The sequence below is a fragment of the Pseudoduganella dura genome (assembly GCF_009727155.1).
GTDB classification, from domain to species: Bacteria; Pseudomonadota; Gammaproteobacteria; order Burkholderiales; family Burkholderiaceae_D; genus Rugamonas; species Rugamonas dura.
On record NZ_WNWM01000002.1, the window covers coordinates 6,737,682 to 6,764,272 of the forward strand.

Genomic DNA, 26,591 nt, shown 5'->3' on the forward strand with positions numbered 1-26,591 from the left:
CGAGACGGCGGCCCTGGGCCGCCGTTTTACCTGGTGCCGTCCTTACTTCGGCGCCAGCGGATGCGCCCGCAGCCAGGCATCCAGCACCGCCGCCGCATCCGCCGGCAAATGCAGCCCCAGCTTCGTGCGCCGCCACAGGATATCCTCCGCCGTCACCGCCCATTCGTGGCGCCGCAGGTAGGCCAGTTCCGCCTCGTACAACCCCGGCAGCACCTGTTCCCCCATGTCCGGCAGCGCGGCGCGCCCCTGCAGCAGCGAATGGATCCGCGTGCCGTAGGCCCTGGCGTAGCGGGCGATCAGCGCGCAGTCCAGCCAGTCGTAGTGCACCTGCAGCCGCGAGCGCCACCCGTCGAATTCGAGCACCGAGCGGCCTTGCGGCTCCGCGCCGAACAGGTCGCCGCCGGGCAGGCAGGTGCCGGCCGTCCACGCACCGGCGCGGTGCCCGAGCGCCTTGCAGACCAGGTCCGCGCCCTCCTCGGCCAGCTTGCGGTAAGTGGTCAGCTTGCCGCCGAACACGGTCAGCAGCGGCGCGAGCCGCTGTGCCGGCGCTTCGTCCAGCTGCAGCCGGTAATCGCGCGTCACGGCGCTGGCCTTGGCCGATGCATCGTCCAGCAGCGGGCGCACGCCCGCGTAGCTCCACACCACATCGGCAGGCTGGACCGGGGCGCTGAAATAATGGCTGGCCACGCCGCACAGGTAGCCGATCTCGTCCTCGTCGATCGCCACCGCGCCGGGGTCGCCGGTGTATTCCACGTCGGTGGTACCGATCAGCGTGAACTCCCCCTCGTAGGGAATGGCGAAGACGATGCGGCCGTCGTCGTGCTGGAACAGGTAGGCGTCGTCGTGTTCGAACAGCCGCCGCACCACGATATGGCTGCCCTTCACCAGGCGCAGATGGGCCGACGCAGGCCGGTGCAGCGCGCCGTCCAGGAACGACGCGGCCCACGGCCCGGCCGCGTTGACGATGCAGCGCGCGCTGATCTGCTTGTGCGTGCCGTCGGGCTTGCGCAGCGTCACACGCCATACGCCGTCTTCCCTGCGCACCTGCGTGCAGGCGGTGCGCGTGAGGATGCAGGCCCCCTTCTGCGCCGCGTCCACGGCGTTCAGCACCACCAGGCGTGCATCGTCGACCCAGCCGTCCGAATAGACGAACGCCTGCTCCAGCGCAGGTTTCAGCGCGCGCCCGGCCGGGTGGCCCGACAGCACGATGCTTTCCGACGCCGGCAGCAGCTCGCGCCGCGCCAGCCGGTCGTACAGGAACAGGCCGGCGCGGATCAGCAGCGCCGGGCGCTGGCCCGTCTGCGGCATCACGAAGCGCAGCGGCCGCATGATGTGAGGCGCTGCGCGCAACAGCACCTCGCGCTCGGCCAGCGCCTTGCGCACCAGGCCGAATTCATAATGCTCCAGGTAGCGCAGGCCGCCGTGGATCAGCTTCGTGGAAGCGGACGACGTGTGCGCGGCCAGGTCGTCGCGTTCGCACAGCGCCACGCACAGACCGCGGCCCGCCACGTCACGGGCGATGCCCGCGCCATTGATGCCGCCACCGACCACCAACACGTCGCAATCGACGTCCTGCCTTGCCGCTGTCATTGGATTCCCCACTCGCTGTAGTTGGCCTTGATATTTCCATGAAGATACGGCTATGAAGATACGATATCAAGGGTTGTCTGTGCAAGGAGGAAAAAGCGGGCGTTTCCCTGCCCGGTTCAGCCACCCTCTCCGTGCCCCTTGCGCTTTTTGACCGTATCGGACTGCTCCTGGGCCGGCTTGATGGCCGGCGGCGGCGCGACCGGCAGCGGAAAACCGAGGAATACCATCACCAGCAGTACCGGCAGCAGGAGGTAGAACAGCGGACGCCGCCAGTTCAGTTTGGACTTGAGCATGATCCTTACCTCGGCACACATGGCGGTTTTTCAAGACCCGGGTGGCATCGCGGGGCAACAGTGTGGTACCCGGGCCACGAACGGCAGCCCGGATGCGCTGGTCTATAATGGCCCGCGCCCAACCCTGCAACCGTGGAAACCAAGTCTTGAGCAATCTTCCTTCCTGGCTGAACCGCCGCAACGCCGTGTTCGGCCTGATCGCCGCCGCTGCCGCCGGTCTTCTCGCCACTCTCGCCCTGCTGGGCTATCTGTTCCTGATCGTGCGGCCGCGCCTGCCCGCGCTCGACGCCGTGATCGACTACAAGCCGAAGATACCGCTGCGCGTGTACACCGCCGACAAGGTGCTGATCGGCGAATTCGGCGAGGAGCACCGCGATTTCGTGCCGGTGAAACAGATTCCGGACATGATGAAGAAAGCCGTGCTCGCGATCGAGGACACGCGCTTCTACGAACACGGCGGCGTGGACTGGCTGCGCGTGCCGGGCTCGATCAAGTCCAACCTGTCGGGCAGCTTCCGCCAGGGCGGATCGACGATCTCGATGCAGGTTGCCCGCAACTTCTACCTGACGCGCGAGAAGGTCATTTCCCGCAAGCTCAACGAAGTGATGCTGGCCTACAAGATCGAGGATGCGCTGTCGAAGGACGACATCCTCGAGCTGTACATGAACCAGATCTACCTGGGCCAGCGCACGTTCGGATTCGGCGCGGCCGCGCAGACCTACTTCGACAAGCCGCTGAAGGAGCTGTCCATCGCGGAAATCGCCATGCTGGCCGGTTTGCCCAAGAATCCGGCGCGCCACAACCCGATCACCAATTTCAAGCGCGCCAAGGTACGCCAGCAGGTCGTGCTGCGCCGGCTGCTCGACGTGGGCTACATCACCGACGCCCAGTATGAAAAAGCCCGCAACGAAACGCTGCGCATCAGCCGCAAGGGCCAGCAATTCGATACCCATGCCGAATACGTGGCCGAACTGGCGCGCCAGGCCGCCTACGACGAATACAAGGAAGAGACCTATACGCGCGGCATCGTGGTGCGCACCACGATCCTGAGCGCCGACCAGGATGCGGCCTATGAGGCGGTGCGCCGCAACGTCATCGCCTACGACCAGCGGCACGGGTACCGCGGGCCCGAGGCATTCATCATGCTGCCGGAAGATGACGCGGAACGCGAGGAGGAGATCGACCGCGCGCTGTCGGCCCGGCCGGCCAGCGACGGCCTGATCCCGGCGGTCGTGCTGTCGGCCAGCACCCGCGAAGTGCGCGCCGAAACGGCCGACGGCGACGACGTGACGATCACCGGCGACGGCCTGAAGCTGGCCGCATCGGCGCTGTCGTCGAAGGCGAAAGAAGGGGTGCGCATCCGTCCCGGCGCGGTAATCCGCGTGGCGAAAGGCAAAAGGAACTGGGCGATCACGCAGGTGCCGCAGGTGGCGGCGGCATTCGTGTCGATCGACCCGGTCAGCGGCGCCTACCGCTCCCTGGTCGGCGGCTTCGACTACAACCTGCAGAAATTCAACCACGTATCGCAGGCGTGGCGCCAGCCCGGTTCGGCCATCAAGCCGTTCGTCTATTCGGCGGCGGTCGAAAAGGGTTACGGCCCGGCCACGCTGATCGGCGACGTACCGCTCGAACTGCCCGGCGGCGCCAACGGCGAGCCGTGGCGCCCGCAGAACGACGACTTCGTGTTCGACGGCCCGATCTCGATGCGCGTGTCGCTGGCCAAGTCGAAGAACGTGCCTTCGGTGCGCATCCTGCGCGCCGTCACGGTGCCGTATGCGCACGACTTCCTGGGCCGCTTCGGTCTCGACCTGACGCGCCATCCGGAAAACCTGACGATGGCGCTGGGCACCGGCGCCGTCACGCCGCTGCAGATGGCCCGTGCCTACGCCGTGTTCGCGAACGGCGGCTACCGCGTGCAGCCCTACCTGATCGCCAGCGTCGAGGACGCGAACGGCAATGTGCTGCGTGCCGCGAAACGGCCGGCCCAGCCGGACGAATCGGCCCGCGTGCTCGACGCGCGCAACGCCTTCATCATGGACAGCATGCTGCACGAAGTGGCGCGCACCGGCACCGGCGCGGCGGCGGTGCAGCGGATCGGCCGACCCGACATCGCCGGCAAGACCGGCACCACCAGCGATGCGTTCGACGGCTGGTTCGGCGGCTACGGCGGCGGCATCGTGGCCGTGGCGTGGATGGGCTACGACGAGCCGAAGTCGCTGGGCGGCCGCGAATTCGGCTCCACGCTGGCGCTGCCGATCTGGATCGACTACATGCGCACCGCGCTGGCCGGGCGACCCATCGTCGAGCGGCCGGTACCCGAGGGTGTGGTGCAGGTGAACGACGACTGGGTGTATGAAGAATATGCGAACGATCCGGCCGTGCGCACGATCGACATCGAACCGGGCATGCCCGATGGCGCGGACCCGATTGATCCGGCCGACGCCGCGGAGCCGGCGCCGCCCGAGCCGGCGCCGTCACCCTATGTAAACTGACGTATCGATCTTCACCACGGGAGTCATCTTGGGCAGCTGGAAGCAGTTATCGCCGTCGCAGTACCACGCGCTCGGCATGGGCGTCGCATTCGGCATGACCGACGTGGGCATGGTACGCGTCTCGAACCAGGACAATTTTCATATAGCTCCCGAACTCGGCCTGCTGGCCGTGGCCGACGGCATGGGCGGCCACGCGGGCGGCGAGATCGCCAGCGCCGACGCCATCACGCTGCTGTGCGGCTTCATCGCCGCCGCATCCGCCCGGGATGGCGCCTTCGATCCCGCCGCCGACCCCGATGCCACGTGGGCCGGCGCCACGACGAAAGCCATGGTCACCGTGCACGACGCCGTCGCATTCGCCAACGCGCGGATCTACGAAGCCAATGTCGCGCGCAACCGGGCCGACGGCATGGGCATGGGCACGACGCTGACCGGCATGTGGCAGCCCGCGCCACACGGCCCGGCCTTCATCTTCCACGTCGGCGACAGCCGGCTGTATTGCTGGCGCGGCGGCAAGCTGGAACAGCTGACCCGCGACCAGACGCTGTACCAGCAGGCGCTCGACGTGGGCGCACCGGGGCCGCTGCCGCCGCGCAACCTGCTGTTGCAGGCGATCGGCCCGACCGCCGCCGTCGACCCGCAGCTGACGGCGCGGGTGCTGGCGCCGGGCGATGTCTACCTGCTGTGCAGCGACGGCCTGTACGGCGATTCGGACGAGGCCGCGATCGCGGCGATCGTTTCCCGCGCCCGCGACGACAATCTCGATGCCTGCTGCGCCGAGCTCGTGGCGATGGCCAGGCGCGACGGCGGCCGGGACAACATTACCGCGCTGCTGCTGCGCTGCCGCGCCGGATAGTCCCGCCCGCGAGAACCGGCGGTACCAGCGCAGCCACAACGTGCGGCCGGTCATGAAAAATCTGTTGTCCGCGGCATTGCAACGGTGTCAGAATCGTTCAAGGTTATTGCTTTTGGACACTACCAAAGCGATAGCATGGCACCGCGCCAGCGTGCGGAAACGCGCCGGCCGCCACGGGTCGCGCCTCGACGCGCGCCGCATATCTGCCTTGAAATCCGATCAATACCACGATGGGGGCATGTCATGGCGACGGTTTCATCATCTGAAGGCGCGGCCGTTCCCAGCCGGACGGTATTGCTTTGGCTGGCAGCGCTGCTGGTCGCCTGGCTGTCCGGGATCGAACCGACGTGGCGCAAGGTACACGACGTGGCAGGCCGTTTCGCGACCGTCAACCTGCAACGCCAGGAGGCCGACCGACAGGTCGCGGCAGCGCAAAACCTGGTGGAAGCGGAAAAAGTGGCGCTGCTCGAACTGGAATCGTTCGAGCGGGCGTACCCCACCCCGGAGAGGCGCGATGCGGAACGTGCAACGCTGTACAGGGGCTTCGTGAAAACCTGGGATATCTTCGGCGGCGGCAGGCTGGCCGAATCGTGCAACCCGGCCAGGCCATGCCAGTGCCGGCTGCCGCCGAAAGTGGCCGGCGACATCCGGGAGGTGACTGTCCACATCCCGAACCTGGCGGGCGCCACAAGCGCGATAAAGCGTGCAAGGGCGATTGCCGGCAGCAACCTGGAGAGCGCGTTCGACCGGCTCCACAATTTCTGTGTTGCCGAAATCCGGCTCGACCAAAAAACCGACAGGAAGCAGCAGGTTCTCCGCGAGCGCCAGGCGGAGATACTGAAAGACGGCGAGGCCGCCTACAGGATCGCGTTGGCCGATGCCAGGACACACGCGGCGAAGCTGGTCACGGACGCCGATGTCAGCTTCGAACTGCTGGGACTGAAATTCCGGGCGACACCGCTGCTCGCGCCGGTTCTCTGGGGCGGATTCGCCATTGCATGGCTCATCGCCGCCCGGAGCGAAGCCGTTGCGGCCTGGACAACGCCAGCCGCCGGGAACGAGCAGGCGCGTCACCGCGCCGGCGGCGTATTCGCGCCCCTCGCCGTGCTGGCATGGGCGATGCTCTTGCGGGTTGCATGGACAGGCATCGCGATCACGGCATACCAGGGCGCAATGACATGGCGGGCACTGGCCGCCATTGCCCTGTGCCTGCTGCTGCTGGCCGGCGCATGGCTCGTCACCCTGCTGCTTTCCATGTCTTTCACGCCAGGTACCGCCGCCGTGCAGCCGGCCGCCGGGGCAAAGCCGGCGATTTTCGCATTCCTGGCGGGCGCAGGGGCATGCGCCGTCGCCTTCTGGCTGCCAGGCCATGTTCTGCGAGCGGCCCATGGCGCATTGCCGATAGTCGTCGTGATCGGAAGCGTGCCTCTGCTGCTTGCCACGCAGTCATGGCTGCGCGGGCTGCCGGCCGGTACGGCCCAGGGCATCACGGGGCGGCGCGCCGTACTGGGCGGCGCCATCGCCGCGGGTCTCGCGGGCATCTTCTGGATGGTGCACGGCAGTACCCCTGCGCAGGCGAATGCAAGGCGCGAGCCCCGCTTCCCGCGCCGGAAAGCGAGTGCGCCAACACTGAAACGGCCCGGGTTCTACCGGAAGGCCGAGGCAAGGACCGGTGCCGCGGTGCTGCATTATGTCAACGGGCAGGGACGAAGCGGAAAAGGCGGCGCGATTCCCAGGCAGCTCTCCGCTTCGGCGGTGCCGCCGTACAAATGGCTGCGCGGCGCGAAAGGCGCCGATTTTCCGTCATGGCTCGTCGACGTGGCGGATCCGGAAAGCCCCGCCAGCGAACGCGCGACGCTGGCCGGAACGGAAAGGGCTGCCTTGTCGACCGCGTCCTGGGCCTTCGAGCAGGCGGCCTTGCGCCTGCTGGCGAAGGATGGCAACCGGCAGGCCCGAGTGTTGCCGGCGTGCGAACTTCTGTTGAACGGCATCCGCCACGATATCGCTTTCAAGCATCGCCATAGCAAGCTGCGCAAGAGAAGTTCGCCAAGTTTCCGCCTGTACGATCTTGCGGCCGGACTGGCGGTCAGATATGATCATCCGCAGGTCCTGCAAGAGCTTACCTTGCGCATCGAACAGGCCGGCCATGCCCTCCTCTTCCGGTCTCGCATCAGGAAATGGGAAGATCGGGGCAGTTCGTGGCACCGGCGCTGGCGCAAGCGCAATGTCCCAATTACCTGGCATTCCGATCAAACGGCAACGGTCTTCTAACGTAAAGATATCCCCCCAGGGGAAGACGAGGGTTCGAATCCCTCCCGACGCCACCCAACGCAGGCACCGGCGCACACTCGGCGGCGGCCCCGGCGGTACGCGCCTGACGGACGACGCCGCAGCGGTGCATCGACTATAATATTGCCTTGCCGCGCCCCTGCGGCCTTCGTTACAGTCAGCCTCCCTGCCGCATGCCTTTCGACCTGACAAAAGCTCTCCCCAAACCCGGCAACCGTTTCGCGCTACCCGCGCTGTACGGTTCTTCCGACGCCTATGCGCTCGCACAGGCGGCGCTCCAGCTGAAAAGCCAGGGCCGCATGCTGGCCATCGTGGTGGCGCAGGCCAGCGACGGCCAGCGCCTGCTCGACGAGATTCCGTGGTTCGCGCCCGAGCTGCGCTGCCACCTGCTGCCCGACTGGGAAACGCTGCCGTACGACGCGTTCTCGCCGCACCAGGACCTGGTGTCCGAACGCCTGGCCACGCTGCACGAGATCCGCAGCGGCCAGTGCGACGTGATGCTGGTGCCGGCCACGTCCGCGCTGGTGCGCATGGCGCCGCCGTCGTTCCTGGCGGCGTACACGTTCTTCTTCAAGAAGGGCGAATCGCTCGACGAGGCGAAGCTGAAGGCCCAGCTCACATTGGCCGGCTATACGCACGTGACCCAGGTGATGTCGCCCGGCGAATATTCGGTACGGGGCGGCCTGATCGACCTGTTCCCGATGGGTTCCGCGCTGCCCTACCGGCTGGACCTGTTCGGCGACACCATCGAAACCATCCGCACGTTCGACGCCGATACGCAGCGCTCGCTGTACCCGGTGAACGAGGTGCGGCTGCTGCCGGGCCGCGAATTCCCGATGGACGAGGCGGCGCGCACCACGTTCCGCAACCGCTGGCGCGAGACATTCGAAGGCGACCCTTCCCGCTCGGTGGTCTACAAGGACATCAAGAGCGGTATCGCTTCGGCCGGCATCGAGTATTACCTGCCGCTGTTCTTCGAAGAGACGGCCACGCTGTTCGACTACCTGCCCGATGGCGCGGACAGCGCCGCGCTGGCGCTGGTGGGCGATATCGACGGCGCGATCCGCCGTTTCTGGAACGATACCGAGAGCCGCTACAAGTTCCTGAAAGCGGACCGCGAGCGCCCGATCCTGCCGCCGGAAGCGATCTTCCTGCGCGACGAGGCATTCTTCACGCTGGCAAAGGCCCATGCGCGGCTCACGATCGGCAAGAGCCCCGACGGCGAGCCGTCCGAACTGTCGGCGCCGATCCCGAACGTGGCCGTCAATCGCCACCTGGACGATCCGCTGGCTAACCTGCGCGCCTACGCGCTGCGCCCGGACCTGCGCGTGATGATCTGCGCCGATTCGAACGGGCGCCGCGAAACGCTGCAGCAGTACTTTGCCGAGTTCGACCTGCATCCCGCGCTGGTCGACGGCTATGCGGGATTCATCGCGTCGCACGACCGCTTCGTGCTGGGCGTGGCGCCGTTGCAGGCCGGCTTCGAACTGCGCGCCGGCGAGACGCTGGTGTTCGTCACGGAAACCGAGCTGTACGCCGGCTCCGGGCGCCGCGTGGGCAAGAAGAAGCAGGAAGCCGTCACGCAGGTCGAGTCGATGGTGCGCGACCTGTCGGAGCTGAAGATCGGCGACCCGGTGGTGCACATCAACCACGGCATCGGCCGCTACATGGGCCTGATCAGCATGGACCTGGGCGAAGGCGAGACCGAGTTCCTGCACCTGGAATACGCGAAGGACACCAAGCTGTACGTGCCCGTGTCGCAGCTGCACGTGATCTCGCGCTACTCCGGCAGCGCGCCGGAAGACGCGCCGCTGCATTCGCTCGGTTCCGGCCAGTGGGACAAGGCCAAGCGCAAGGCGGCCGAGCAGGTGCGCGACACCGCGGCCGAGCTGCTGAACCTGTATGCGCGGCGCGCGGCGCGCCAGGGCCACGCGTTCGAATATTCGTCGAACGACTACGAACGCTTCGCCGAAAGCTTCGGCTTCGACGAGACGCCCGACCAGGCCGCCGCGATCCTGAACGTGATGCGCGACATGACTTCGGGCAAACCGATGGACCGCCTGGTGTGCGGCGACGTGGGCTTCGGCAAGACGGAGGTGGCGCTGCGCGCCGCGTTCATCGCAGTCATGGGCGGGCGCCAGGTGGCGATCCTGGCGCCGACCACGCTGCTGGCCGAGCAGCATGCGCAAACGTTCGCCGACCGCTTCGCCGACTGGCCCGTGAAGATCGCGGAAATGTCGCGTTTCCGCACCGGCAAGGAGATCGCCAACGCGATCAAGGGCATGGCCGACGGCACGCTCGATATCGTGATCGGCACCCACAAGCTGCTGTCCGAGGACGTGAAATTCACGCGCCTGGGCCTGGTCATCATCGACGAGGAACACCGCTTCGGCGTGCGCCAGAAGGAAGCGCTGAAGTCCCTGCGCGCCGAGGTCGACGTGCTGACGCTGACGGCCACGCCGATTCCCCGCACACTGGGCATGGCTCTGGAAGGCCTGCGCGATTTTTCCGTGATCGCCACCGCGCCGCAAAAGCGCCTGGCCATCAAGACCTTCGTGCGCAGCGAAGGCGAATCGATCATCCGCGAAGCCATCCTGCGCGAACTGAAGCGCGGCGGGCAGGTATATTTCCTGCACAACGAGGTCGACACGATCCAGAACCGGCTGGCGCAGCTGACGGAGCTGGTGCCGGAAGCGCGCATCGCCGTGGCGCACGGCCAGATGCACGAGCGCGACCTGGAAAAGGTGATGCGCGACTTCGTGGCGCAGCGCTACAACATCCTGCTGTGCACGACGATCATCGAAACCGGCATCGACGTGCCCACGGCAAACACGATCATCATGCACCGGGCCGACAAGTTCGGCCTGGCGCAGCTGCACCAATTGCGCGGCCGCGTGGGCCGCTCGCACCACCAGGCCTATGCCTACCTGCTGGTGAGCGACCTGCAATCGCTGTCGAAACAGGCGCAGCGCCGGCTCGACGCGATCCAGCAGATGGAAGAACTGGGCAGCGGCTTCTACCTGGCCATGCACGACCTGGAAATCCGCGGTGCCGGCGAGGTGCTGGGCGAAAGCCAGTCCGGCGAGATGCTGGAAGTGGGCTTCCAGCTCTATACCGACATGCTGAACGAAGCGGTACGCGCGCTGAAGGCCGGCAAGGAGCCGGACCTGGCGGCGCCGCTGGCCACCACCACCGAGATCAACCTGCACGTGCCGGCACTGCTGCCGGCCGATTTCTGCGGCGACGTGCACGAGCGCCTGTCGATCTACAAGCGCCTGGCCAACTGCACGTCGCAGGAAGCGATCGACGGCCTGCAGGAAGAACTGATCGACCGCTTCGGCAAGCTGCCGGAGCCGGCCAAGGCGCTGATCGAGACGCACCGGCTGCGAATTTCCGCAAAGACGGTCGGCATTGTTAAAATCGATGCCCATGGAGAGGCAGCGAACCTGCAATTCATGCCGCAACCGCCCATCGACCCGATGCGCATCATCACCCTGATCCAGAAGCACAAGCACATCAAGCTGAACGGGCAGGACAAACTGAAGATCACCGCGAACATGCCGGACCTGGCCGCACGCGTCGCGCAGATCAAGACCGCCATCAAACAACTGACAGCCTGATGAACCAAGTACAAGACATCACGATGAACCTCGTCCTGCAGGGCCTGGACGACTGCTACCCCCGCCTCGAGCGCATCGCCGCCCTGGCGGCGCCGAAGCGCATCGCGCGCGTTTCCGATACCGCGCTGCGCTGCGAAGGCATCAGCTTTTCGCCCGCGCTGCGCCAGACGATCGAAGTGGCCGCCCACGCGGCCAAGCTGGACGCGACCTACATGATGGGCTCGCAGCACCTGGCCGACTACAAACTGGTGGCGATGGACATGGATTCCACGCTGATCACGATCGAATGCATCGACGAGATCGCCGACATGCAGGGCCTGAAACCGCAGGTCGCGGCGATCACCGAGGCGGCGATGCGCGGCGAACTCGATTTCGCCGAAAGCCTGCGCCGCCGCGTGGCGCTGCTCGAAGGGCTCGATGCCTCGGCGCTGCAGCGCGTGTTCGAGGAACGCCTGCGCCTGTCGCCGGGCGCCGAACGCATGCTGCGGGCCGTGCAGGTGGCCGGCCTGAAAACGCTGCTGGTCTCCGGCGGCTTCACCTACTTCACCGATCGCCTGAAACCCCTGCTCGGCCTCGACTTCACGCGCGCCAACGTGCTGGAAATCGTCGACGGCAAGCTCACCGGCAAGGTGCTGGGCGACATCGTCGACGCCGAGGCCAAGCGCGCCACCGTCGAGCAGGTATGCGCCACGCTGGGCATCTCGCCGAACGAGGCGATCGTGATGGGCGACGGCGCCAACGACCTGAAGATGATGGGCATCGCCGGCATGTCGGTGGCCTTCCGCGCCAAGCCCGTGGTGCGCGAGCAGGCCACCGTGGCACTGAACTACGTGGGGCTGGACGGCATCCTGAACCTGCTCGGCTGAATGCAAACAGCCGCCGCCGGCCCCTCTCCCGGCCGGTGGATTACTGCACCACGCCGTTTTCCCGCAGCCGCGCGATGTCGGCCACCGTCATGCCCAGCTGCGCCAGCACGGTATCCGTGTGCTCGCCCAGCGCGGGGCCCTGCCAGCGTACCGCGCCCGGCGTCTCGGACAACTTCGGCACGATGCCGGGCATGGCCACCTCCACGCCGTCGGGGAGCCGGTGGCGCAGGATCATGTCGCGCGCCTGGTAGTGCGGATCGGCGACGATGTCGGCCACCGAGTAGATGCGGCCGGCCGGCACCGCGGCCGTTTCCAGTTCCGCCAGAACGTGTTCGATCGGATGGCGCGACGTCCACCCGGCGATTGCCGCGTCGATCAGCGTGGCCTGGGCGGCGCGGCCGTCGTTCTGCGCGAATTGCGGATCGTCGGCCAGGTCCTGCCGGCCGATCACCGCCATCAGGCGCCTGTAGATCGGATTGCTGTTGCCGGCGATGACCACGTAGGCGCCGTCGCGCGTGGGATAGGAATTCGACGGCGCGATGCCCGGCAATGCCCCGCCGCTGCGCTCGCGCACGTGGCCCAGCAGGTCGTACTCGGGCACCAGGCTTTCCATCAGGTTGAACACGCTCTCGACGAGCGACACGTCGACCACCTGGCCGTCGCCCTGCCCCGTCTTCACGCGCAGGACCGACATCAGCGCGCCCATCACCGCGTGCAGCGACGCGAGCGAATCGCCGAGGCTGACGCCCACGCGGGCCGGCACGCCGCCCGGTTCGCCCGTGGTGTAGCGGATGCCGCCCATCGCCTCGCCGATCGCCCCGAAGCCGGGGCGGTCCTTGTAGGGGCCGGTCTGGCCGTAGCCGGAAATGCGCACCATCGTCAGCTTCGGATTGAGCGCATGCAGCACGTCCCAGCCCAGGCCCAGCTTTTCCAGCGCGCCCGGCTTCATGTTTTCGATCAGCACGTCCGCACCGGCGGCCAGCTCCTTGACGATCGCGATGCCTTCCGGGCTTTTCAGGTTCAGCGCCACCGAACGCTTGTTGCGCGACTGCAGGTACCACCACAGCGATGTGCCATTGTGCAGCTTGCGCCATTTGCGGATCGGGTCGCCGTCGCCGGGCGCCTCGATCTTGACCACATCGGCGCCGAATTCGGCCATCAGCCGCGCCGCGAACGGCGCCGCGATCAGCGCGCCGATCTCGATCACCTTGATGCCTGCCAGGGGTCCGCTCGTTTTCTCTTCCACTTGTGTTCTCCTCCACTTGTTTTTCCAGGTCGTGGGAGGATAGACAACGGCGGCGGTTCCGTCCAGCAGCAAGCTTGCCTAGCCCAGCAATTGCGGATTGCGCTGCCAGCAGGCGAACGTGAGCGCGCTGGCGAAGGTGACCCAGCCGAGGTAAGGCAGCAGCATCGCGCCGGCGAGGCGGTGCACCTTCCAGAACGCGATCGTGGTCGCAAGGATGAGTGCCCACAGCAGCAGCACCTCGGCGAATGCGGCGGCACCCATGTGCCAGCCGAAGAACAGCCAGCTCCACAGGGCGTTGGCGGCCAGTTGCACGAGATACAGGCCGAGCGTGCGCGGCGCGGTCGAGAAGCCGCGCACGCGCCATACCTGCCATGCCGCGATCGCCATCAGCAGGTACAGCACGGTCCACGCGGGGCCGAACACGCCGGCCGGCGGCGCCCAGTCCGGCTTGTTCAGCGCGGCGTAGAATTGCGGCGCATCGCGCGAGGCCCAGGCGCCCAGCGCCGCGGCGGCGAACGTGACGAGCAGCCAGCCGGCCAGGCTCTTGATGTTGACGGCAAGGCGGTGTGTATTCATGGAAGAAGTGCGCTGTTGAGAGAATGCCAACTGTAGCAGGCGCGCCGCGTGCGCGTCGCACGGGCGCGCGGCAGGTCTATAATCGAGGGCATGATCCGCTCCAGCCTCGCCCTCGTTTACATGGTGCTTGCCGTGCATGCCAACGCCGCCCCTGCCACTGCCGCCGCTCCCGCCGCCGACCTGAAGGCCGGCGCGGCGGCATTCAGGGCCTGCGCTTCGTGCCACCAGGTCGGCCCGGCCGCGCGCGGCGCGTTCGGGCCGCACCTGAACGGCCTGTTCGGCCGCCGCGCCGGGAGCACGCAATATGCCTATTCCGCGGCGATGAAGAAATCGCCGGTTGTCTGGAACGACAGGACGCTGGCCGCGTTCCTGCGCGATCCGGACGATGTCGTGCCGGGCACGAAGATGCGCCTCTGGGGTTATTCCGACGAGCGCAAGATCGCCAACCTGCTAGCCTACCTGCGTCAATACCAATAATCATGCCGACCACGATCACGCACCGCCGCACCCGCATCGTTACCCTCGATACCGGCGAGGAGCCGGGTTCCCATTGCCGCCCGGGCGACATCGCCATCCAGCAGGTCGAAGGCGGCTGGACCTTGTGGTTCGTCGGCGACGACGGCAGCATCGAAGGCTACGACGAGCCCTATCCATCGGAGAAGGAAGCGCTGTGGTCGGCCAAGGCCGCCGCCGAGTACAGCGCCAGCGACCAGTCGTAGGCCGGCGGCAGCGCGCCGTGCACCGAACTTGGCAAAATTGCTATAGACTGTGCCTTCCTTTCATACATGGAGTGCACGATGGCTCAGGATCTGGTTCTCGATAACCGCACCGACTCGGCCAAGAGCTGGGCTCAGTGGCTGTACGTGGCGCATGGCCTCAGCGTGCTGTTTACTCTCGGCGCGCTGTCGTTCATTCCGCTGATCTTCAATTACGTGAAACGCCCGGAAACGGACGGCACATTCGTCCACAGCCATCACGGCTGGCAGATCCGCTCGTTCTGGTGGTACATGGTGTGGATGGCGGTGGGCTGGATTCTCGTGTTCACGATCGTCGGCCTGCTGTTCGCGTGGATCGTGTTCGCCGGCGCCTGGCTGTGGAAGGCCTACCGGCTGATCCGCGGCTTCATCGCGCTGAACAACAACGAGCCGATCTGACGACACGCTGACGCCGATCTGATCGGTCCACAGGGAGCCGCGGCCGCGGCTCCCCGCTCTTCCGCAGCACCCTTTTACAGCAGCCTTCTACAGCACCCGCAGGAACGCCACCAGGTCGGCCTTCTCGCCATCCGTCAGCTTCGTTTCCAGCACGAGGTTGAAGAACTCCACCGTGTCTTCCAGCGTGATCAGGCGCCCGTCGTGCAGGTATGGCGGCGATTCCTTGATGCCGCGCAGCGGGAAGGTCTTGATCTTGCCATCGCCCACCGCCTTCATGCCATTCACCATCTGGACCTTGTAGAACCGTTCCGTCTTCAGGTCGTGCATCAGGTTGTCCGTGTAGTACGGCGCCGCGTGGCACGTGACGCACTGGCCCTTGCCGTTGAAGACCGCCTCGCCGCGCAGCTCCTGCGCCGTGGCCTTCTTCGGATCGAGCTTGCCCAGCACGTTCAGCTTCGGTGCCGGCGGGAAGTCCAGCAGCGCCTGGAACTCGCCCATGAACTGCACCTGGCTGCCCCGTTCGAGCACGTTGACGCCCTTCTTCGTGGCGATCACCGGATCGCCGTCGAAATAGGCGGCGCGCTGTTCGAACTCGGTGAAATCCTCCACGGTCTTCAGCGCGCGCTGCGAACCGAACAGGCGCTGCACGTTCACGCCGCGCAGCGTGGGCGTTTCGATCCGGTGCCGCAGTTCCTGAGGCCGGATATCGCCGACCAGGTGCGTGGACCCGTTGGTGTGGCCGTTGGCGTGGCAGTCGAAGCACGTGACGCCACGGCTGGGCCGCACCGAGCGCCGGTCTTCCGTCTGGTTGAACTGCTGCTGCGGGAACGGCGTGAGCAGCAGGCGCAGGCCCTCAATCTGTTTCGGATTGAGGATGCCATTGAAGATCGCGTAAAAATTGTCGATGGTCAGCAGCTGGCCCTTCGACACGTCGCCCATTTCCGGGTGCGTGGTAAGGAAGATCGGCGCCGGGAACTCGGGCAGGATGTGGTCCGGCAGGTCGAAGCCCAGGTCGAAGCGGTTCAGGTCGCGCGCCTCCTGGCGCAGGATCTCGTCGATGTGGAACTGCGGGAACAGCATGCCGCCTTCGGGATGGTTCGGGTGCGACAGCGGCAGGAAGCCGGCCGGATACAGCCCCTTCGCCTTGATATCGTCGGGGCTCATGCCGGCCAGCTGTTGCCAGCTGACGCCCGTCGGCAGCTTCACGCGCACGCCCTCCTGCACGGGCTTGCCGCGGAACATCGTCACGCCCGCCGCGGGACGGTTGGCGAGGTCGTAGCGCTGCGCCAGCAAGTCCTGCTGGCGCCGCTCGATGGCGGGCCGAGCCGCCTTCATGCGTTCCAGCGTGACGTTGAAAGGCTCGGTGATGTCGACCTTCGAATAGCTGGTCGGCGCCTGCGGAGGAGATGGCGGCGGCTTGGGCCTGGCATCCTGCGTCCACACCAGGGCCGGGATCAGCGCGATCGCGGCGGCAAGCGCACTCCTGACGAACAGCTTCGAAGCATTCATCACTCCTCCTTTGTTGTTGTGTAAAAGGGGCTCAGCAATCTCCTGTGTTCATTAAAGCAGTCGGCAACGTCAATTTAAAGGATGGGAACGATTGAATTGATTGATCGCCGGGATAGGCGCGGGCTAAGAGCGCGGTTCAGAGCAGCGCCAGCGCCGCCTCGATGTCGGCGATCAGGTCCGCCGGGTCTTCGAGCCCGATATTGAAGCGCACCAGGATGCCGGCATCCGGCCAGCCGCGGCGCATGCCCTGGATGCGGTACGGCACGCACAGGCTGTTCGGCCCGCCCCAGCTGTAGCCGATCTTGAACAGCTTCAGCGCGTCGACGAACCGGTCGGTCTGCTCCTCGGTATGGCGGGCGTCGAACAGCACAGAGAACAGGCCGCCGGCGCCGGTGAAGTCGCGCTTCCAGATCTCGTGGCCCGGGCAATCCTCGAACGCCGGGTGCAGCACCTTCGTGATTTCCGGCCGCGTCTTCAGCCACGCGGCCACCCTGCGCGCGCCGGCGTCGTGCGCGTCGAAGCGCAGCTTCATCGTCGGCAGGCCGCGCATCACCAGGTAGGCATCGTCGGCGCCGACGCCGTAGCCGAGCCGCATGTGCGACAGCGACAGGCGCTCGTGCAGCTTGTCGTCGCGGCTGATGACAGCGCCCATCAGCACGTCCGCGCCGCCGGACTGGTATTTCGTCAGCGCCTGCACGACGATATCGACGCCGAGGTCGAACGCGCGCAGCGCGATGCCGGCGGACCAGGTGTTGTCCAGCGCGACGACCACGCCCTTCGCCTTCGCCGCCGCGCAGATCGCCGGCAGGTCAGGCACTTCCATCGACACGGAACCCGGCGCCTCGGTCCAGATGAGCTTCGTGTTCGGCCCGATCAGCGCCGCGATGCCGGCGCCCACCAGCGGATCGTAGTAGCGCGCGGTGATGCCCATCGCATCCTGCAGCCAGTTGCCCAGCACGCGGTTGGGGTTGTACACGTTATCGGGCAGCAGCACGTCGTCGCCGGTCTTGAGCAGCGCCAGGTCGACCATCGCGATCGCGGCCAGGCCCGACGGCGCCAGCAGGCAATCCTTGCCGTCCTCGATCTGCGCCAGGCGCGCCTCCAGCGTAAACGTGGTGGGCGTGCCGTGCAGGCCATAGGTGTACGCGCTCTTGTCTTTCCAGTTACCGGAACGCAGCGCCGCCACGTTGGGGAACAGCACCGTCGAGGCATGATGGATGGCGGGCGGGAACGCGCCGAAGCCTGCCGGCGGCTGGTAATCGGCGTGGATCAGCGAGGTCTGCGGGGATTTTTTGGTCGTCATGAATGGGCTCAACTCCAACTGCGCGGGAATAAAAAAAGGCGGACCGCATGGTCCGCCCTTCATTGTAGCCGCTGGCTCGTTGCAGCCTGCGTTCAGCCGGTCAGCCGGAAGCGCCCCCTATCGGGTTACGCTTCCCCCCACAGGTCGTGCGCATCGGCGCGGGTGATCCCGACATCGTAGAACTGCCCGACCGCCAGCTTTTTATTCGGCTCGAACGGCTTCTTGACATGCACCACGCCATCGATTTCCGGCGCATCGGCGGCCGAGCGGCCGATCGCGCCCGTCGGGGTCAGCTCGTCGATCAGCACGCGGACCGTCTTGCCGATCTTGGCCTTCAGGCGCGCCTTCGAAATCTCCTCCTGCAGCAGCATCACGCGGCCGCGGCGCTCTTCGCGCAGCTCTTCCGGGACCGGGTTGGCGATCTCGTTGGCGGTCGCGCCTTCCACCGGCGAGTAGGCGAAGCAGCCCAGCCGGTCGATCTGCGCTTCCTTCAGGAAGTCCAGCAGGTATTCGAACTCGGCTTCCGTCTCGCCCGGGAAGCCGGCGATGAAGGTCGAGCGGATCGTCAGGTCGGGGTTCATCTGGCGCCACTTCAGGATGCGTTCCAGGTTCTTCTCGCCGGAGGCCGGGCGCTTCATCCGCTTCAGCACTTCCGGATGCGCGTGCTGCATCGGGATGTCGAGGTAAGGCAGGATGTGGCCGCCGCTCATCATCGGGATGATTTCATCCACGTGCGGGTAGGGATACACGTAATGCAGGCGCACCCAGGCGCCGTACTGCGCGGCCAGCTGGCCCAGCGCCTCGGTCAGCTGCGTCATGTGCGTCTTGACCGGGCGGCCGTTCCAGAAGCCGGAGCGGAACTTCACGTCGATGCCGTAGGCCGACGTGTCCTGCGAAATCACCAGCAGTTCCTTGACGCCGGCCTTGAACAGGTTTTCCGCCTCGATCATCAGTTCGCCGATCGGGCGCGACACCAGGTCGCCGCGCATCGACGGGATGATGCAGAACGAGCAGCGGTGGTTGCAGCCCTCGGAAATCTTCAGGTAGGCGTAGTGCTTCGGCGTGAGCTTCACGCCCTGCGGCGGCAACAGGTCGATGAACGGCTCGTGCGGTTTCGGCAGGTGCGTGTGCACCTGCGCCATCACCTCGCCCACCGCGTGCGGGCCGGTCACGGCCAGCACCTTCGGGTGGATTTTCTGGATCAGGTCGCTGCCATCGGTATCCTTCTTGGCGCCCAGGCAGCCGGTGACGATGACCTTGCCGTTCTCGGCCAGTGCTTCGCCGATCGCATCGAGCGATTCCTGCACGGCGGCATCGATGAAGCCGCAGGTATTGACGATCACGAGATCGGCGCCGGCGTACGACTTGGCGGTCTCGTACCCTTCGGCGCGCAGTTGCGTGAGGATCTGTTCGGAATCGACCAGCGCCTTCGGGCAGCCGAGCGAGACAAAGCCCACTTTCGGTGCTGGCGATCCATCGGCGGGCTTGGTAAGACGGGAAAGTGGCTGAGATTGCATGTTTTAACAACGAATGTCGGGACCAATCGGCTATTTTACCTGATGTGGGCTGCATGCGATATGGGCAGTGCATGGAAGAACCGGTGTCCGACACCATGAATGGTGTCCGGCACCACATCTTCCGGCTGCGGCATGCCTGTTACAGCCACTGGTCAGAGCCGCAGGGTGGTGGCCTCGTCGAACAGCGAGATGTGGTCGGGCCGTAGCGTGAACGCGCCGCCGGGGCGGCCGTCGGGGACGATGGCGGCCACTTCGCGGCCGTGGAAGCCGTGCCACAGCACGCGGTGGGCACCCATCGCCTCGACCAGCGTGACCGGTGCGCGGCAAGCGCCGTCGGCGCGCACGTCGACATCTTCCGGCCGCACGCCGAGCACCACGCGCCGGCCCTCCGCAGGCGCCTGGCGGAACGGGTAACGGGAGACATCGAGCGCCAGGTGATCGTTGCGGAACCACACGCCGTCCGAGCAATCGAGCCTGCCATGGAACAGGTTCATGCCCGGCGAGCCGAGGAACGTGGCGACGAACAGGTTTTCCGGCGCGCGATAGACCGCGTCCGGCGTGTCGAACTGCTGGATCGCGCCGCCCTTCATGACGGCCATGCGGTCGGCCAGCGTCATCGCCTCGACCTGGTCGTGCGTCACGTAGATCATCGTCGCGCCCAGCCGCGCATGCAGGTGCTTCAGTTCGCGCCGCAGCTCGGTGCGCAGCTGGGCGTCGAGGTTCGACAGCGGCTCGTCGAACAGGAACACGTCGGCCTCGCGCACGATCGCGCGCCCGATCGCCACCCGCTGGCGCTGGCCGCCGGACAGCTCGCCCGGCTTGCGCCCGAGCAGCGGCCCGAGTTGCAGCATCTCGGCCGCCCGTGCAACGCGCCGCGCGATTTCCGCCTTCGGCGTGCCGTTGATGCGCAGCCCGAACGACATGTTCGCTTCCACGTTCATGGTCGGATACAGCGCATACGACTGAAACACCAGCGCGATGCCGCGGTCCTTCGGGTCGGCGTACGTCATGTCGCGGCCACCGATACGGATGCTGCCGGCCGACGCGTCGTTCAGGCCGGCGATGCTGTGCAGCAGCGTGGACTTGCCGCAGCCGGAAGGCCCCAGCAGCACGACGAATTCTCCGGCACCGACATCGAGGTCGAGCGAATCGATCACGTTGCTGGCGCCCAGGCGGATCTGCAGGTTGCGGATGGAAACGTTGGCCATGGAGTGCTTATCCCTTTACTGCGCCGCTGGCGATGCCGCGCACGAACCAGCGGCCGGAGAAGAAATACAGCGCGAGCGGTACCAGCGAAGTGAGCAGCGTGGCGGCCATGTTCACGTTGTACAGGCGCTCGCCGGTCGTGGTGTTGATGATGTTGTTCAGCTGGACCGTCATCGGCAGGTTGTCCGATCCCGCGAACACGAGGCCGAGCAGGAAATCGTTCCAGATGTTGGTCACCTGCATGATCGCGGCCACCGCCATCACAGGCGCCGACATGGGCAGCATCAGCGAATAAAAGATGCGCCAGAAGCCGCCGCCATCGATCCGCGCGGCCATGAACAGTTCCTGCGGCAGCGCCGCGTAGTAATTGCGGAACAGCAGCGTCATCATCGGCATGCCGAACACCAGGTGCACGAGGACGATGCCCGGCAGCGAACTGTACAGGCCAGCCGCCGCCAGTGCCCGCACCAGGGGATACAGCAGCACCTGCCCGGGAACGAAGGCGCCGATCATCAGCACCGCGAACAGCGCGTTGGCGCCACGCGGCCGCCAGAACGACAGCGCATAGCCGTTGACGGCGCCGATCGCGATCGACAGCAGCACGCTGGGCACGGTGATCTTCACCGAGTTCCAGAAGCCGCCGCGGATGCCTTCGCATTCGAGCCCCGTGCATGCCGCCTGCCAGGCGTTGCGCCATGGCTCGAACGTCGGCGCCAGCGGCAGCGCGAAGATGTTGCCGAGGCGGATTTCCGCCATCGGCTTCACCGACGTCACGAGCATCACGTAAAGCGGCACCAGGAAGAACAGCGCCGCCGTCAGCAGGAACGCGTAGATGCCGAGACGCGCCGGCGTGAGCAGCGGCTTGCGCGGTCGCACCCTGGCGGCCGGCGGCAGCACCGCCAGGTCGCAGTCCCGCTTCACCCGCCGCTCCGTTGCAGCGCCCTGCTGCGGGCATAACAGAACGGCGCGACGATGGCCAGCACCGTCAGCAGCAGCACGATCGACGCGGCCGACGCCAGGCCCACGTTGGCGCGGCCGAACAGGTAATCCATGATGAACTTGGCGGGCACCTCGCTGGCCGTGCCGGGGCCGCCCTGGGTCATGGCCACCACGGCGTCGAACAGCTTCACCACCATCACGAACAGCAGGATGAACGCGGTCGACAGCGACGGCCACAGCATCGGCAGCACGATCGACAGGTAGACGCGCCACTTCGGGATGCCGTCGATGCGCGCCGCCTTCCAAAGTTCGGCGTCGATGCCGCGCAGGCCGGACAGCAGCAGCGCCATCACCAGCCCCGAGGCCTGCCACACGGTGGCGATGACGACCGTGTACAGCACGGTTTCCTGCCGCACGATCCAGTCGAACGTGAAGCCGCCGAAGCCCAGCCGCCGCGCCACGCCCTGGATGCCCAGTTCGGGGTTCAGTATCCATTGCCACACCAGGCCCGTGGCCACGAACGACATCGCATACGGATACAGGAACACCGTGCGCAGCGCGCCTTCGCCGGCCACCTGCTGGTCGATGAACACGGCCAGCAGGAAGCCGAGCACCAGGCAGGCGGCGATGAACAGCAGGGCATAGACGGCCAGGTTCTGCAGCGACAGCAGCCAGCGCGCATTGCGGAACAGGCGCTCGTACTGGCCCAGGCCGACGAAGTCGCCGGTCGGGAAGATCCGCGCCGACGACAGCGATACGCGCGCCGTCCACAGGAACGTCAGCACATAGGCGCCCAGCGCGGTGAGCGCCATCGGCAGCAGGGCAAGATACGCCGGGAAGGACGCCAACCCGCACGCCGCGCGGCCGCGCCGCCGGCGCGCCGCTACCACGTGTTGTCCTTCATCGCCTGTGCGAACGCCTGTTGCGCGCGCTCCGGCGTGTCGTCGCGGTTCCAGTAGTTCGTCAGCACGTCCTGCAGCGCCCCGTTCAGATCCGGGTCGAGCAGCATCTCGGTATTGGGCAGTTGACGCGACTTGTCGGCCATGATTTCGATGCCCTTCCTGGCGCACAGGTCCAGCTTCGACATGTCCACGTCGGGCCGGATCGGAATCGAGCCCTTGCGCGCGCTGAACTCGGCCTGCGGGCCGGGCGCAGTCATCACGGTGGCCAGCAGCTTCTGCGCCCGCACCACGTGGGGCTTGCCGGTCTTCGGGAACACGAACGCGTCGCCGGCGACCACGTAGGGCGCCTTCGGCCCGAAGCCGGGAAAGCAGCCGAATTCCCGGCCGGCCACCTGCCCCGCCGTCGTGAACTCGCCCTTGGCCCAGTCGCCCATGATCTGCACGCCGGCCCGCCCGGACACCACCAGCGCCGTCGCATCGTTCCAGTTGCGGCCCGGCGCGCCGGGGTCGGTGTAGGCCCGCAGGCGCCTGAATTTCACCAGAACGTCGCGAAATGCCGGCGAGTGCACGGCCCGCACGTCGCGGTCGCGATAGATCTTCAGGTACAGCGCCGGCCCGCCCACGAGCGCGAACACGGCGTCGAACAGGATCTTTTCCTGCCACACCTGGCCGCCGAATGCGAGCGGTATCAGGCCAGCCCGCTTCAACAGGTCGAGGTGCTGCATGAACTCGTCGAACGTGGCCGGTTCGGCCTTGATGCCGGCCCTGGCGAAGGCCGCCTTCGAGTAGAAGAACCAGGCCGGCATGTGGATATCGACCGGCGCGGCATAGTAATGGCCGTCGACCTTGATGGCGTCGATGATCGTGCGCGGCAGGATATTGTCCCAGTTGCCGCGCGCGGCCACGTCGTCGAGGTTGTTCAGCAGGCCCTGGTCGACGATGTCGCGAAACTGCCTGGAAGTGTTGAACTGCGCGGCCACGGGGGCGTTGCCGCCGACGATGCGGTTGATCGTCGAGGCGCGCGACTGGTCGGCGCCGGCCACCGCCTGGTCGATCCACTGGCCGCCGGCCCGGTTGAACGCGTCGGCGAACTGGCGGATCGCGGCCGACTCGCCGCCGGACGTCCACCAGTGCGACACGGTCGCCTTCAGCGGCGCCGGCACCGGTGCGGCCGCCCGCGCGGGTCCCGCCAGCGTCAGCGCCAGCACCGCCCCCGCGACGGTGCCTGTCGTTGCCTTGCTCATCTTGTCTCCGTGGCGCCTGGGGTGCCTTATTGGTATGTGTTCATGATAAGTGAAACGGGCTCGTCGGCAGAAAAGTTTGCGGGGACCGGTGCAAATTTTCCGCCCGTGGGCAGGATCGCGACCGGCGCCGCAGCGTGTCGCGCGGCGATTGGAATCGATTCCATTTATTGTTGCCAATAGTATCAGCAGCGCAAATGCAGCGTCAACGTGATTGTGCCGGGCGCAACGAGCGCGGGAACGGCATGGCGGCGCATGGGAACATCGTGACGGATGCGAAAACCGGTGTCCGACACCCGGGGGGTGTCCGACACCAGTGTTCATGGTGCGGCGGTGGGAGATCGGTACATCGCAGCGCCACGGCAGGAAACGGCCGGGACGCAAGGCGGCGCAGGCGAACGCCCGCGCCGGTGGCTTACTTCTTGTCGGTGGGCGTGGTGACCGGCGGCACCACGAACGGGAAGGCGCCGAACAGGTTCTTGCTCTGGTTTTGCATCTGTTCCTGCATCTGCACGAACAGGCTCTTGCTCTGGTCGATATAGTTGTTCATCATGCCCTGCATGATCGGGGCCTGCACGTTCATGAACTGGGTCCACATTTCGGGGCTGAACGTCTTGCCGTCGTAATTGGTGGCGCTGGTGGTCAGGCGGCGCTGGATGTCGGTGAACGCCTGGACATTCTTTTCCAGGTAGCTGCCCATCATGCCCTGCATCGCATGCCCGTAGTAGCGGATGATCTGCGCCAGCACGTCGGTAGTGAACATCGGCGCACCGCTGGCCTCTTCCTCGAGGATGATCTGCAGCAGGATGCTGCGCGTCAGGTCTTCGTTCGACTTGGCATCCACCACCGTGAACGGTTCGTTGTCGAGCACGAGCTGCTTCACGTCGGTCAGCGTGATATAGGAACTGGTCTGCGTATCGTAGAGACGGCGGTTGGGATACTTCTTGATCAGGCGTTCGGCAGATTTCTTTACACTACTCATCACAAGTTCCGATTTTGGTCATATTGCGCCGCAGCGCATGCCACGTCGTTTCAAAAAAAAGGCCGCGAAAAAAAAGCGAACGTAGAGTTCGCTTTCACTAGCCCTGCTCACCCTATTATAGAGTGAAATTTTAGAGGTATGTATCCATCGGCGTATGAAATCGGCATGAAAAGAGGTGGAAACAGCACTTATTGCAACGCAACGAAAATAAGCGCTGGACAAAACAGCATGGCATCCGCGCTTATTCCCGTCAATTTCGGGATATTCCCGTTCTCAATCGGCCTTTTCCTTGACGTAACGGCCGGGTGCCGGCTCGACTGGCTTGAACGTTTCGTTGCCGAGCTCCGTGCGCGGTGCGACATCGTCGCCGCCATGCTCGGCCAGGAACGCGGCCCACAGCGGCCACCAGCTGCCCGGGTGCTCGACGGCCCCGGCGATCCACTGTTCCGGATCTTCCGGCCGCTCGTCGTTGACCCAGTAGCTGCGCTTGTTCTTCGACGGCGGATTGATCACCCCGGCGATGTGCCCCGACGCGCCCAGCACGAAGCGGTTGGCCGTGCGCTCTTCCGGGTTCAGGATGTTCATCGACGCATAGGCCGACGTCCATGGCACGATGTGATCTTCCCGGGAGCCGTACACGAAGGCCGGCGCGGCAATCGCCGTCAGGTCGACCTTTTCGCCGGCGACCGTCAGGCGGCCCGGCTCCTTCAGCCTGTTTTCCAGGTACGTATTGCGCAGGTACCAGCAGAACATCGGCCCCGGCAGGTTGGTCGAATCGGAATTCCAGTACAGCAGGTCGAACGCGGCGGGTTCGTTCCCTTTCAGGTAATTCGCCTGCACGTAATTCCATACCAGGTCGTTCGGCCGCAGGCTCGAGAACGTGCTGGCCAGGTCGCGCCCGGCCATCAGGCCGCCCTGCGCCAGCGCCTGCTCGCGGATACGCACCTGCGGTTCGTCGACGAACACGCTCAGCACGCCCGTATCGGCGAAGTCCAGGAAAGTCGTCAGTAGTGTCAGGCTGGCCGCCGGCTGCTGGCCGCGCGCGGCCAGCACCGCCAGCGCCGTCGACAGCAGCGTGCCGCCGACGCAGAAGCCCAGCAGGTTCAGCGTTTCCTCGCCGGTGATTTCCTGTACCGCGCGGATCGCCTCGATCACGCCCTTCTCGGTGTAATCGTCCCACGATGTTTTCGCCAGCGTGGCATCGGGGTTGCGCCACGAGATGATGAAGACGGTATTGCCCTGTTCGACCGCATAGCGCACCAGCGAACTGGCCGGTTGCAGGTCGAGAATGTAGTACTTGTTGATGCAGGGCGGCACCATCAGCAGCGGCCGCTGTTTCACCGTATCGGTCAGCGGCTTGTACTGGATCAGCTGGAACAGCGGGGTTTCCAGCACGACCTGGCCTTCGGTGACCGCCAGGTTGCGCCCCACCTCGAACGCCTTGTCGTCGGTCAGCGAAATATGCCCCTTCTGCATATCGGCCAGCATGTTCTTCAGGCCGCGGGTCAGGCTTTCGCCTTTCGATTCCAGCAGCGCCTGCTGCGCTTCGGGATTGGTCGCCAGGAAGTTCGCCGGCGACATCGCATCGACTACCTGCTGGATTGCAAAGCGGATTTTCTGCTTCTGCTGCGCGGATGCCTCGACCGCCTCGGCCATCGCCACCAGGAACTTGGCGTTCAGCAGGTACGCCGCCGCGCTGAAGGCGGTAACGGGATTGCCGGTCCAGGCCGGCGCCGCGAAACGCCGGTCTCGGATTTGCGGCGTTTTACCTTCGAGGAACTGTTGCCAGAGCACGCCGAACTCGGCCATATACTCGTTTTTCAGCGTTTCCAGGACATCCGGCTTGACCGTCGCGCCGGCTTCGCGCAGCAGCGCGGCACCCGGCAGTTGGACGTTCGCCAGGGCGTCCGGGTTGGCCATCCAGGATTTCCACTGTTCGGGGTTCATCCAGCCGGCCAGTGTCTGTGCGTCGGGCATATTCATGTATATTCCATTGAGAATTGTTTGTGA

General features: G+C 66.0%; 21 protein-coding genes. 8 read left to right on the forward strand and 13 right to left on the reverse strand.

Going from position 1 to position 26,591, the window contains the following annotated elements:
* Positions 1-42: 42 nt before the first annotated feature.
* Complete coding sequence (gene glpD / locus GJV26_RS29045) at positions 43-1,590, reverse strand: glycerol-3-phosphate dehydrogenase (protein WP_155712031.1); 1,548 nt, start codon at positions 1,588-1,590, stop codon at positions 43-45.
* A gap of 116 nt (positions 1,591-1,706) precedes the next feature.
* On the reverse strand, positions 1,707-1,883 hold the full coding sequence (locus GJV26_RS29840; protein ID WP_173346304.1) for a hypothetical protein: 177 nt from the start codon (positions 1,881-1,883) through the stop codon (positions 1,707-1,709).
* Positions 1,884-1,990: 107 nt separating this feature from the next.
* Between GJV26_RS29840 and GJV26_RS29050 the strand changes: the two genes are divergently transcribed.
* The 5 genes from GJV26_RS29050 to serB all read left to right on the forward strand — a co-directional run bounded on the left by GJV26_RS29050 (position 1,991) and on the right by serB (position 12,006).
* Positions 1,991-4,375 (forward strand): penicillin-binding protein 1A, encoded by a 2,385-nt coding sequence (locus GJV26_RS29050; RefSeq protein ID WP_155712032.1) that lies wholly within the window; start codon positions 1,991-1,993, stop codon positions 4,373-4,375.
* A 28-nt stretch (positions 4,376-4,403) separates the two neighbouring features.
* Positions 4,404-5,231: a PP2C family protein-serine/threonine phosphatase gene (locus tag GJV26_RS29055; RefSeq protein ID WP_216643182.1), complete on the forward strand. Its 828-nt coding sequence runs from the start codon at positions 4,404-4,406 to the stop codon at positions 5,229-5,231.
* 243 nt (positions 5,232-5,474) lie between these two features.
* Entirely contained in the window at positions 5,475-7,502 is a 2,028-nt protein-coding gene (locus GJV26_RS29060) for a hypothetical protein (protein WP_155712033.1), read from the forward strand.
* A gap of 191 nt (positions 7,503-7,693) precedes the next feature.
* Positions 7,694-11,140, forward strand: a complete 3,447-nt coding sequence (mfd, locus tag GJV26_RS29065) for a transcription-repair coupling factor (RefSeq protein ID WP_155712034.1) — start codon at positions 7,694-7,696, stop codon at positions 11,138-11,140.
* A 23-nt stretch (positions 11,141-11,163) separates the two neighbouring features.
* Entirely contained in the window at positions 11,164-12,006 is an 843-nt protein-coding gene (serB, locus tag GJV26_RS29070; RefSeq protein ID WP_155712804.1) for a phosphoserine phosphatase SerB, read from the forward strand.
* 40 nt (positions 12,007-12,046) lie between these two features.
* Here serB and GJV26_RS29075 read toward each other — a convergent pair whose 3' ends face one another.
* Both GJV26_RS29075 and GJV26_RS29080 read right to left on the reverse strand, forming a co-directional pair.
* Positions 12,047-13,252 carry a CaiB/BaiF CoA transferase family protein gene (locus tag GJV26_RS29075; protein ID WP_189441787.1) on the reverse strand — a complete coding sequence of 402 codons (1,206 nt, stop codon included), beginning with the start codon at positions 13,250-13,252 and terminating at the stop codon, positions 12,047-12,049.
* 78 nt (positions 13,253-13,330) lie between these two features.
* Positions 13,331-13,828, reverse strand: coding sequence for a TspO/MBR family protein (locus tag GJV26_RS29080; protein ID WP_155712035.1), 498 nt, complete (start codon positions 13,826-13,828; stop codon positions 13,331-13,333).
* A 90-nt stretch (positions 13,829-13,918) separates the two neighbouring features.
* Here GJV26_RS29080 and GJV26_RS29085 point away from each other — a divergent pair, with 90 nt between their 5' ends.
* From GJV26_RS29085 to GJV26_RS29095, 3 genes are all read left to right on the forward strand, one after another.
* Positions 13,919-14,305 carry a c-type cytochrome gene (locus GJV26_RS29085; RefSeq protein WP_371866542.1) on the forward strand — a complete coding sequence of 129 codons (387 nt, stop codon included), beginning with the start codon at positions 13,919-13,921 and terminating at the stop codon, positions 14,303-14,305.
* 2 nt (positions 14,306-14,307) lie between these two features.
* Positions 14,308-14,547: a hypothetical protein gene (locus GJV26_RS29090; protein ID WP_155712036.1), complete on the forward strand. Its 240-nt coding sequence runs from the start codon at positions 14,308-14,310 to the stop codon at positions 14,545-14,547.
* Between the two features lie 78 nt (positions 14,548-14,625).
* Positions 14,626-14,982 (forward strand): DUF4870 family protein, encoded by a 357-nt coding sequence (locus GJV26_RS29095; RefSeq protein ID WP_155712037.1) that lies wholly within the window; start codon positions 14,626-14,628, stop codon positions 14,980-14,982.
* A gap of 87 nt (positions 14,983-15,069) precedes the next feature.
* On the opposite strand, the gene GJV26_RS29100 is transcribed toward GJV26_RS29095, so the two are convergent.
* The 9 genes from GJV26_RS29100 to phaC all read right to left on the reverse strand — a co-directional run bounded on the left by GJV26_RS29100 (position 15,070) and on the right by phaC (position 26,564).
* Positions 15,070-16,491 (reverse strand): cytochrome B6, encoded by a 1,422-nt coding sequence (locus GJV26_RS29100; RefSeq protein ID WP_155712038.1) that lies wholly within the window; start codon positions 16,489-16,491, stop codon positions 15,070-15,072.
* 136 nt (positions 16,492-16,627) lie between these two features.
* On the reverse strand, positions 16,628-17,794 hold the full coding sequence (locus GJV26_RS29105; RefSeq protein WP_155712039.1) for a cystathionine beta-lyase: 1,167 nt from the start codon (positions 17,792-17,794) through the stop codon (positions 16,628-16,630).
* A gap of 125 nt (positions 17,795-17,919) precedes the next feature.
* Entirely contained in the window at positions 17,920-19,311 is a 1,392-nt protein-coding gene (gene rimO, locus GJV26_RS29110) for a 30S ribosomal protein S12 methylthiotransferase RimO (protein WP_155712040.1), read from the reverse strand.
* 152 nt (positions 19,312-19,463) lie between these two features.
* On the reverse strand, positions 19,464-20,519 hold the full coding sequence (locus tag GJV26_RS29115; RefSeq protein WP_155712041.1) for an ABC transporter ATP-binding protein: 1,056 nt from the start codon (positions 20,517-20,519) through the stop codon (positions 19,464-19,466).
* A 7-nt stretch (positions 20,520-20,526) separates the two neighbouring features.
* Positions 20,527-21,420: a carbohydrate ABC transporter permease gene (locus GJV26_RS29120; RefSeq protein ID WP_155712807.1), complete on the reverse strand. Its 894-nt coding sequence runs from the start codon at positions 21,418-21,420 to the stop codon at positions 20,527-20,529.
* 14 nt (positions 21,421-21,434) lie between these two features.
* Positions 21,435-22,268, reverse strand: coding sequence for a carbohydrate ABC transporter permease (locus GJV26_RS29125; protein ID WP_155712808.1), 834 nt, complete (start codon positions 22,266-22,268; stop codon positions 21,435-21,437).
* A 71-nt stretch (positions 22,269-22,339) separates the two neighbouring features.
* A complete protein-coding gene (locus GJV26_RS29130; RefSeq protein ID WP_155712042.1) occupies positions 22,340-23,602 on the reverse strand; it encodes an ABC transporter substrate-binding protein in 1,263 nt (420 codons plus the stop codon).
* Positions 23,603-24,014: 412 nt separating this feature from the next.
* Positions 24,015-24,581, reverse strand: a complete 567-nt coding sequence (phaR, locus tag GJV26_RS29135) for a polyhydroxyalkanoate synthesis repressor PhaR (RefSeq protein ID WP_155712043.1) — start codon at positions 24,579-24,581, stop codon at positions 24,015-24,017.
* Positions 24,582-24,854: 273 nt separating this feature from the next.
* Positions 24,855-26,564, reverse strand: coding sequence for a class I poly(R)-hydroxyalkanoic acid synthase (phaC, locus tag GJV26_RS29140; protein ID WP_155712044.1), 1,710 nt, complete (start codon positions 26,562-26,564; stop codon positions 24,855-24,857).
* Positions 26,565-26,591: the final 27 nt, after the last annotated feature.

What these genes read in the sequence shown, in the direction of transcription:
- GJV26_RS29105 (WP_155712039.1), bottom strand. Translation starts at nt 17,794, where the DNA reads ATGACGACCAAAAAATCCCCGCAGACCTCGCTGATCCACGCCGATTAC.
- GJV26_RS29085 (WP_371866542.1), top strand. Translation starts at nt 13,919, where the DNA reads ATGATCCGCTCCAGCCTCGCCCTCGTTTACATGGTGCTTGCCGTGCAT.
- rimO (WP_155712040.1), bottom strand. Translation starts at nt 19,311, where the DNA reads ATGCAATCTCAGCCACTTTCCCGTCTTACCAAGCCCGCCGATGGATCG.
- GJV26_RS29125 (WP_155712808.1), bottom strand. Translation starts at nt 22,268, where the DNA reads ATGGCGCTCACCGCGCTGGGCGCCTATGTGCTGACGTTCCTGTGGACG.
- GJV26_RS29095 (WP_155712037.1), top strand. Translation starts at nt 14,626, where the DNA reads ATGGCTCAGGATCTGGTTCTCGATAACCGCACCGACTCGGCCAAGAGC.
- GJV26_RS29115 (WP_155712041.1), bottom strand. Translation starts at nt 20,519, where the DNA reads ATGGCCAACGTTTCCATCCGCAACCTGCAGATCCGCCTGGGCGCCAGC.
- GJV26_RS29050 (WP_155712032.1), top strand. Translation starts at nt 1,991, where the DNA reads ATGGCCCGCGCCCAACCCTGCAACCGTGGAAACCAAGTCTTGAGCAAT.
- mfd (WP_155712034.1), top strand. Translation starts at nt 7,694, where the DNA reads ATGCCTTTCGACCTGACAAAAGCTCTCCCCAAACCCGGCAACCGTTTC.
- GJV26_RS29080 (WP_155712035.1), bottom strand. Translation starts at nt 13,828, where the DNA reads ATGAATACACACCGCCTTGCCGTCAACATCAAGAGCCTGGCCGGCTGG.
- phaC (WP_155712044.1), bottom strand. Translation starts at nt 26,564, where the DNA reads ATGAATATGCCCGACGCACAGACACTGGCCGGCTGGATGAACCCCGAA.
- GJV26_RS29130 (WP_155712042.1), bottom strand. Translation starts at nt 23,602, where the DNA reads ATGAGCAAGGCAACGACAGGCACCGTCGCGGGGGCGGTGCTGGCGCTG.
- GJV26_RS29090 (WP_155712036.1), top strand. Translation starts at nt 14,308, where the DNA reads ATGCCGACCACGATCACGCACCGCCGCACCCGCATCGTTACCCTCGAT.
- serB (WP_155712804.1), top strand. Translation starts at nt 11,164, where the DNA reads ATGAACCTCGTCCTGCAGGGCCTGGACGACTGCTACCCCCGCCTCGAG.
- GJV26_RS29100 (WP_155712038.1), bottom strand. Translation starts at nt 16,491, where the DNA reads ATGAATGCTTCGAAGCTGTTCGTCAGGAGTGCGCTTGCCGCCGCGATC.
- phaR (WP_155712043.1), bottom strand. Translation starts at nt 24,581, where the DNA reads ATGAGTAGTGTAAAGAAATCTGCCGAACGCCTGATCAAGAAGTATCCC.
- GJV26_RS29840 (WP_173346304.1), bottom strand. Translation starts at nt 1,883, where the DNA reads ATGCTCAAGTCCAAACTGAACTGGCGGCGTCCGCTGTTCTACCTCCTG.
- GJV26_RS29060 (WP_155712033.1), top strand. Translation starts at nt 5,475, where the DNA reads ATGGCGACGGTTTCATCATCTGAAGGCGCGGCCGTTCCCAGCCGGACG.
- glpD (WP_155712031.1), bottom strand. Translation starts at nt 1,590, where the DNA reads ATGACAGCGGCAAGGCAGGACGTCGATTGCGACGTGTTGGTGGTCGGT.